Annotated in this window: 7 protein-coding genes; 2 read left to right on the top strand and 5 right to left on the bottom strand. The window is 43.9% G+C overall.

The annotated features are described in order from the left end of the window. The first annotated feature begins 208 nt into the window (after positions 1-208). Both A3757_RS15090 and A3757_RS15085 read left to right on the top strand, forming a co-directional pair. Complete coding sequence (locus tag A3757_RS15090) at positions 209-2,746, top strand: hypothetical protein (protein ID WP_068553018.1); 2,538 nt, start codon at positions 209-211, stop codon at positions 2,744-2,746. Between the two features lie 123 nt (positions 2,747-2,869). After that, entirely contained in the window at positions 2,870-3,964 is a 1,095-nt protein-coding gene (locus tag A3757_RS15085; protein WP_068553017.1) for a hypothetical protein, read from the top strand. Here the strand turns inward: A3757_RS15085 and A3757_RS15080 are convergent. The 5 genes from A3757_RS15080 to A3757_RS15060 form a co-directional block, all read right to left on the bottom strand. Then, a complete protein-coding gene (locus A3757_RS15080) occupies positions 3,954-5,864 on the bottom strand; it encodes an ATP-binding protein (RefSeq protein WP_068553016.1) in 1,911 nt (636 codons plus the stop codon). The two genes, A3757_RS15085 and A3757_RS15080, sit on opposite strands and share 11 nt — an antisense overlap. 24 nt (positions 5,865-5,888) lie before the next feature. Continuing rightward, positions 5,889-6,092: a hypothetical protein gene (locus A3757_RS15075; protein WP_068510480.1), complete on the bottom strand. Its 204-nt coding sequence runs from the start codon at positions 6,090-6,092 to the stop codon at positions 5,889-5,891. Positions 6,093-6,112: 20 nt separating this feature from the next. Further along, a complete protein-coding gene (locus A3757_RS15070; RefSeq protein ID WP_068553015.1) occupies positions 6,113-6,757 on the bottom strand; it encodes a TonB-dependent receptor in 645 nt (214 codons plus the stop codon). A gap of 83 nt (positions 6,758-6,840) precedes the next feature. Then, complete coding sequence (locus tag A3757_RS15065) at positions 6,841-7,803, bottom strand: diguanylate cyclase (protein WP_068510485.1); 963 nt, start codon at positions 7,801-7,803, stop codon at positions 6,841-6,843. Between the two features lie 10 nt (positions 7,804-7,813). Next, positions 7,814-8,671: response regulator (locus A3757_RS15060; protein WP_068739870.1), on the bottom strand; the 858-nt coding region annotated here is incomplete at its 5' end.

The following is an 8,671-nucleotide window of genomic DNA, read 5'->3' as shown; positions in this document are numbered from 1 at the left end:
TTTCTAAAAATATGCTTGTCTAAATGTTAGCGCTGAACTATCTTTCTTTAACGGCTTTGAAAATATACAAAGCACTAAAGAATTCTATCTGTCACTATTGAAGTAGCTATATATAGATTCGTAGCACTTTTGTGATGGGTGTGTCGAAATTTATGTTGACGCTCAATCACCTAAAAAGGGTGAGGGCACCAAGGAAAGGAGAAAGTTGATGAAAAAATTAGGTTTAAGTCTTGCTATTGCAGCTGCACTAGGTTTGAGCGCGTGTGGTGGGTCAAGTGGTGGCTCATCGGGTGGAAGTTCGTCGAGTTCAACGGTAACCGGTACAGCGAGTAAAGGTATTATTGTAGGCGGTCTTGTGAGCGCTTATCTATTTGATAGTTCAGGTTCCCCAGAAACAACAGCAATTGCGACAGCCGTAACCGATTCGGCAGGCGAATATTCCTTAACGATTCCTTCGGAACATGAAGGCAAACCTGTTTTTATCGTAGTTGATGACAATGATGGTGCTGCTTCAATGAAGTGTGATATTGCAGGTGGCTGTGATAACGATGGTGATGGTACTGTAGATGTGGAATTTGGTGCTTCTTTAGATCTGGCAGCTGGTGACTTAAGTTTAAGCGCGGTTTTACCAGAGAGTACAGAAACGGTCTCTGTTAACGTAACGCCACTTACAACGGTTGCTGCGACATTGGCCCAAAGCGTTATCGAAAGCGGCACAGTGTCAGAATTTAACATCCAAGAAGCTGTCAACAATGCCAATTCTCAAGTAGCTGACCGTTTTGGTTTGACTCAGGATATTACTAAGATCCCAGTCGTTGATTTAACTGACCCAGAAGCCGTTGCAGCGCAATTAGCTGACGATGCAGATGTCGTTCAGTATGCAGCGATTAATGCAGCAATTGTGAGTGCTGTTCAAGGTGATGACACCACTAATAGCACCTCAATCAACGAGGCAATTGAAAGCTTTGCAGAGAGCTTTGCTGATTCAGGCTTGAGTGATAATGCTGTGAGTGATGATGTGACTGACTTGGGCGATATTCTAGAGGATGCTCAAGAGGTTATCCAAGAAGTTGAAGACGATATCGTAGCTTTAGGTGAAGAGTTTGCTGATGCGGTTACGGATATTCAAAGCCTAGAAGATGATGTAGCAGCCGATGAAACCTTGGCAGATGAAGCGGTAGCTAGCGACGACGGTGACCAAGGTACGGCCAGTGAGACAGCAAATGCGACTAACTTGGCTCAGGTAAAGGCGTTTGTAGAGGAGCTTCGTGAACTAGGTACTGCAATAGATAGTTCATTAGTTGGCGACGGCGAGGGGCAGGATACGGTTGCTAATATTCTGGATGGCTTTGACCTACAGATGGAAGCCGCAGATCTCGCGAGTTCTGATGATGTCGGTAATGCGGTTGAAGGTATGGCAGAAGCTTTAGGTGCGATGTCTATTGCTTATGAGAATAACTTCGACTTTGAGACTGGCGGTTTGTTAACTCCTTCAGAAGAAAATGAAGCAGAACTTACGTCGCTTCCAGCAGATGTAGTCGTCGAAGGTATTACGGTAAATATCTCACAAAGTGAAGGGGCTATTGTTCTAAGTGTTGATGAAACTGTTGTTATTGAAGACGATAGCGGCATAGCTCAGAACGTGAGTGTCGACATGATGGGTACTGTCGTCGACTTTACGATAGATGATGACTCTACTGAGTATGAAAATTATAACGAATCAACCAACGTTTATACTTGGGGCGATGAAGGTACCGTCTCAGGAAGTCTGGATATCGATGTGACTGGTACGGCATCGGTAGGAACTGTTCTGGTTACTCTAGAGGAAGGTTCAGGTCTAGAAGCTGAAGCCAACCTTTCATATGAAGGCAATGGTACAGAAGGACAGAGTAGCGGTAGCTACGATGACTACCTTAATGCCACCGTGACTGATTTTGATGCGGACTTTAATGTCAGCATTGAACAAACAGAGGCAGGTGAAGGACAAACTGATGGTCCAATGTCATTCTCTGGTATGTTGGGTCTAGACGCATCAATTGGTCGATTCATTGAGGACACAGAAGATACTTGGAACAATACCGAAACTAGTTGGTCTGATTCAGAATCAGAAGATCTAACACTGAGAAGCGCAGTGGTAGGAATTAGTTTGCAGGGTACTTTTGCAAATGATGCGCACAGCTTTGAAGCATCGATAGCGCTAAATGGCGATGCTACGGGTGTTACCTTCCGCGAGATCTATAGTTATGATGAATCATATAGCCAACAAAATGGTTGGTCATATAATGACTCTAACTCGGATAGTGGCGAGACAACATCGAACTGGTCGGACTTGAGTGCAAATCTGAGCTTCAGTGCTGATCTTCAAGGGGTCGCTGATGCAATTGACTTCTCATTTGATGTTGAGCGCTCTGGCTATGACGATGCAGACTTTAGCTTATCTTTGGCTTATCCTGGTCGCACGATAGATATCGAAGCGGCTATAGAAGGTATCGATACTGATGGCGCAACTGCTGAAATGACCTTGACCAATAATGACGGTGTCGTGATTACAGTGACAGGGGATGAGTCTATTAGTGAGGAAGACGGACAATTTACCATTGAGATCCGTAAAGATACTAATGAGGATGGTGTTGTCGATGAAGACGACTTCCTATACGCGTGGTATGAAGTTCGTAACGGCATTGAGTTGTTAGTTTTTGCTGATGATCAAGATGCAGATAATATTGAGTTTGAATCATTGTTCTAAGTCAATGCTTAATCGGGCATACTGCTTAAGTGTTATACTAGCTATGCCCTGATTATAGGGAATACAAGAGAGGCGTTATGCCTCTCTTTTTTTTAGGGATGTTATTTTAGGTGTTAGTTCAGAATGCTAGTTCACAGGTTTACACTACTATTCCTCTCTCTTTCCTTCTTTATACTCAAATCTAATGCTTATGCGGCACCTGCAGAATATGAGGCCTACCTAGAAAGTGATGTCTATGGGCATAGTGAGACCTCTTCAATAAAGCAAATCGCTTTTGATGAGTTTAAAGGGCCACATTACCGTCAGGGTGAGTTTTCTTTTACTCATAATCGTTGGGAAAGTGGTATTCGTTTTAATAACTTCAAGATCGCCGCAATTGCTCGCTATGATTATGTTTTGGATTATTCTGAGGATCTTGCTGAGCTTGTCTATACAGATAAAAATAAGCTTGAGGTAGATACTAATCGGGATTATGAGCTGTATTTGGATGTATTACATGCACATACTTCCGGGGTTAAACTTGGCTATTTGACGCCATTATTACCATCGCTAAGTATGGAAGTTGATATTTCTTTGCTGAATATGTCGGCGTTTATGGACGGTAGCCTTAGTGGTGATGTACAGATTTCTGAAGACAGTTACACTGGTAACATTGAGCTAGATTACGTTTATGATAAGGACCGGTTACTAGAACGAACTGCAGTAGCACCTGATGCTTATGGTTATACCTTGGACTTAAGGTGGATGTTTAGGCCAAATGAGGATCTCAGCATTGATGCACAAATACTCGACTTATATAGCCATATAAAAATCAACCGTGCGCCAACGACCTCTGCGCAAGCGAGTTCTGACAGAGTTAACCTTGATCCATCTGGCAGGGTGGATGTAAAGCCTGTGCTGACCGGTAGGGAGGGCTATAAAGAACATACGCTAAGGTTTCCTAAGCGTTTAAGTGTAGAGGGTCGTTACAGGCTGTCGAGCATGTTGGAAATGGGCTTGGGCTTACATAAATATGATTCCTGGATGACTAGTCGCCTCCACGTAAACGGGTTTATATCAGAGCACGGCGCACTTCAAACGGTTTATGATTTTAAAACTAAGGCGGTAACATTGGGCTGGAAAGGAGAAAGCTGGCACTTTACTTTAACAAGTGATCGTTTTGATATTACTGATGCCTACACCTTTGGATCACTCATAGGGGCGAGCTTTAGGTTCTAATCGGAATACTTACCGAGAAAGTTGTGCGCCCAACTTCACTCTCAAAATCAATATTTCCTTGATGCTTATCGACAATTTTCTTACAGATTCCTAGTCCTAAACCGCTGCCTTCTCCGGCTGGTTTTGTGGTAAAGAAGGATGAAAATACCTTTTCTTGGATATCCTCAGGAATTCCTGGGCCGTTGTCGGTGAACTGCACAAGAATATTACCCTCCTGTACTTTGGTAGAGACCGATAATTCACCTTCATTATGCATTGCTTGAAGTGCGTTATGGGTTAAGTTGGTCCAGACTTGGTTTAGTTCGTCGGGGTAGCAGAGTGTTGAGGGTAAATCACCATAGTCCAAGTGCACTTCACAGCCTTGCTTAAACTGGTTCTGGTAAAGCACCAAGACTGTTTTAATGCCGTCGTTGATATTGCTTTGAATCATTTCTCCGCTGCAGTCTTGATGAGAGAAACTCTTCAAGGCAAAGACTATTTTTGATACGCGCGCGATGGCGGTATGAATGGTCATGTTGTTTCTTCGAATACTCGTAAGGGAGTGAGCGAGGGAAACGATTTTGTTATTTTCAGGGTCGAGAATTTCAGGTTTTAGTGCGCTGAGCTGATCGTGTAAGCCCATTTCCAATAGCAATTCTGCTAGATCTTCAGCACCTTCCTGATGATGGGGAGCAAGTTCTTTTGATAGAGAGCGCTTAATTGCCCTTTCCTCACGCGTGCTAAGGGAGTCGGAATGATTATTCGTCGACCTGCCTAGCAGGGAGATGATCTTATTCAGTGCTTGAGCGTCAGGGTCGGGGCTTTTTTCCAGAATAGGTTTCAGTTGGGTAAGGTGGTCTTCCAAACTCATAGAGGTATTACTGGCCGATGCGCCTATCGCCCCGAGAGGCGTATTGATTTCGTGAGCAATACCTGCGATCAGTTGACCAAGTGCTGCCATTTTTTCTGAGTATATTAACTGCTGCTGGCTTTCTTCTACTTTTTTGAAGGCGTTAAGTAACTCTTCGTTCTTCTTATGCAAGGCCTTTGTTCGCTCATTAACTTTTGCTTCAAGCGTTAAATTATATTGCGCTTGTTCTAGGTAATTTTCTTCCAGGTTTTTTGCCATGTCGGTGAAGTTATGACTGAGTTCGGCAATTTCATCAGTACCAGTTACTGCGGCGTTATGGACTTTAGTGAAGTTTCCGTTTGCAATTTCTTTGGTGTAAGCGCTTAAACGCACTATGGGCTCAACTAAGCGCTCTGCTAACTGAGAGATCAGCACAAAGGCGACTAACAAAATCGCTCCGGCACTATAAAATGCCTTGTTCGTTTGTTCTTCTTGTAGTTGAGTATTTTCTGCAATAGATTGGGTGATCACTTTGTTCAGTTTTTTCAGCGAATATAGAAGGTAAATATCCCCCCAGTTGGATTCTCCAATAGTTATCGGTACGCGGTATTCAAGTGAAGAGATCGGAAGAGCGCTGTCTTCAGGGTTATTAATCCCGAGGACTGAAATACTATCAGGGGTTTTTATGCTCACCTGACTAAGGCTGCCATGATTTGTCGGCTGATAGGGAAGCTGTTGCTGCAACGGATCTGATGTGTGGATAAATACTTTGCCGTTTTTGGATACTAAAATAGCTTGCTGCAGCTCTGGTGTGTTGTTGACAGAATCGTTAATAATTTGGGTTAGAGAAAAAAGATTGAACGATGCCAGGTTTTCTGCGATCGAGCTACTCAACGCTTGGGCTTGGACGAGTGCTTGTTGGTTGAGGTTATGTTTTAGCAGAACGATACGCTTCTCTAACTCGGTATCAAATGCTTGCTTGTGTAGGTTTATTTGAAGGTGAGTGCTGACATAAAGCACAAGTAAAAGTGCACTAGCAATGATGAAAAGTAGTTTGTTGCGAATTCCCATGCTTAGACTTCTGTCTCCGTACAGCTACTTATTGGATAAATGCTCTCTTAAGCAGGTGAGTATATCCTCTATTTCCCAGGGCTTGCCAAAACAGGCGGCAAGATTCGCTTGTTCATAGGCTTCTTGGACTGCTGAGCTATCGGCATGACCCGTGAGTATTATCTTGATGATATCAGGGAACATGGCATGAACGTCAATCAAGAACTTATCGCCTTTGGTAACAGGCATAATGTAGTCCGAAATGATGGCTACAATCTGTTCACCATCTTTAAAGGGCCTGTACCATCGCGATACGATGCATTGAGCTTCCTTGATTGGTCACTTCCGATGCCTGCGCTTAGTGTTGTTTCTTGTGTATTCTGAGCCGTTTTGGTGATGATGTTAATTACGGCGACAAAAGCATTGGCTCCGTAGAGTGCTGAGCCAGGGCCACGGACAATTTCTACCCGGCTAATGTCATCGACAATAAAGTTGTTGTAAGAGCTTAGTGCACCACCATTTACCAGGTTGTTATTGTTAGCGTGGCCATTGATTAGAAATAATACTTTTTCACTGAAGTCTGTTTTTAGCCCTCTTATCTCGAGGGTAGACCCTCCCATATTAGTTTGGTAAACACCTAAGCCAGGTACGCGCTTTAGTGCGTCCATTAGGTTGCGCGCACCCATTCTTTTTAAGTCAGCAGCGGTAATGACGGTAACACTTGCTCCACTTTTCTTAATATCTTCCAAAGTCTTAGTTGCCGTAGAAACATAAGTCTCTGCCTGTAGCCACTGTATTTCTTCTTGTAATGGCGATACGGATTGAGCAGGGGCTAATGTTTGGGAAAGTGCTGGTGCGCTAGCGGCGGCAAGAATAGCAAAGCTTATGTTTTGAAACTTTGAGCGGCGGATCATAGTGACTCCAAAATATTATTAGAATTGTCGTGGTTGATGACGTTATCTCTAGCGCGACACACCTTTCGGCGGCACGCTAGATTTTAACTATGGGAGAATGTATTGGTCTGGTTTCGCCCGCCTTCTTTAGAGGCATATAAGGCTTGGTCAGCTTGTTCAAGCCAGGTCATATAGTCGCTAGTGGCTTCAACAGCCTGACTAATTCCCAAGCTAATGGTAAATTTGATTGTTTTACCGTCATGAACAACTTCCATGGCTTCGATCTGTTTGCGAACACGTTCGCAGAAAACCATGGAATGTTCGGCATCGGTGTTACCAAGAATAACGCCAAACTCTTCACCACCGTAGCGGCCGGCAATATCAGTTTTACGAAGGTTATCCCGAAGTGCCTGAGAAACTTGCCTGATTACTTCATCGCCGGCTTGGTGACCATAGGTGTCATTTACCTTCTTGAAGTGGTCAATATCAAACATAATGACAGAGCAAGTCGTGTGATAGCGCTTATAACGGCTAAACTCTGCTTCTAGGCACTCTTCCCAATAACCTCGATTGTTTAGCCGAGTCAGGCGATCAGTTCGACTCAGCATTTCTAATTCAGAGTTCGCTCGTTCCAGTGCGTTCCGGTTCGCGGCAATATCAGTCACGTCATAGAGAATGATAGCGATATGGTTTACCGTTCCATCAGCAGATACCAAAGGTGAGATGGTCACGTTTTGGTACATGAATGGTTCTGTGCCGGTAATTGGGCGGTAGTTTTTGAATTTGAACAGATAAGGTCGCTGCTCCCAGGTCATAAAGGAGCGGTTTTTTAACATAAACACTGAATTAGATTTATGCTCTAGCCAATCTCTGGGCAAATCAGGGAATAAGTCAAAGAGATTCTTGTCTTTGGTCTGCAATGGAGTTATGCCGCTATGGCTCTCCATGAAACTGTTCCAAACTTTAATGCTAAAGTTGCGATCCAGTACCACGAGGCCGACATCGATGGTTTGCAGCATATCCATCAGCCAGTGAAATTCTTTTATATCTATCTGTGATCGTTCCATAGTTCGGCTATTAATCCATCAAGTAGGAAAGTCGTTTGTTCAAATTGTCCAGTGAATCTTCAGTGAACAGTAATAACAGGTCGCAACTAATGTTGTAGTTTTCAATTTCGTAAGTGATTTCAATGGCGAGTGTTTTCTTCCAGCGCTTGGCATTGGCTTTGATCAATTCACTTACTTTGACATGCTGCCCTAAAACAACCGGGTGCCCTTGACTGAAGGTGGTGTCGAGTTGTTGGGCAATACCGTTAGTACAGGCGCCCACTAGAATACTGGCCACTTCCATTAGTAGCTCAAGCTCAACCATGCGATCGACTTCGCCTTTGTAGTCGAGCAGCTTGGCGATATCACCAAAACTTGAATCACTGAAAATGAGCAAGGCTTCGCCACTAATACCCGAACCGATAAAACCTTGGCAAACGGCAGAGTAGGTGTCTTGTTGCTCGGTGAGTGATAAGGCCATTTCTAACTCACTAACTTCGAGCAAGTTAACGTTTGGTATAGGCAGTTTTACGAAGACTTTCAAAAGCCGAGCGAGTAGGTCAGCTGCTTGTCCCATTGCGACATTCGCTATTTCTTGCATGCAGTCGCGGGTGCCAATATTGCCGATTTCACCTTTCTTAATTATCGGTGCTCTTGCAGGCGTAGCAGGAGCGGCTGAGGGCTCTGGTGCTCTGTAAAGGCCAAATTTCTCAAGTAGCTCTGTGAGCGCTTCAGTCGAAGTAGGTTTCTTAATGAAGTCGATTGCGCCTAGAGCCTTAACGCGTTCATGTGCTTCAGGTTGAATATCTCCTGATACGACAATTACCATCGTTGGCAAATCTTGTTTCTGAATCTGCTCTAAGGTTTCATAACCATCCATGACTGGCAT

It is taken from the genome of Oleiphilus sp. HI0117 (assembly GCF_001635235.1).
Note: the sequence above shows the minus strand (reverse complement) of the source record. Positions and strands in the feature narration are given on the sequence as shown.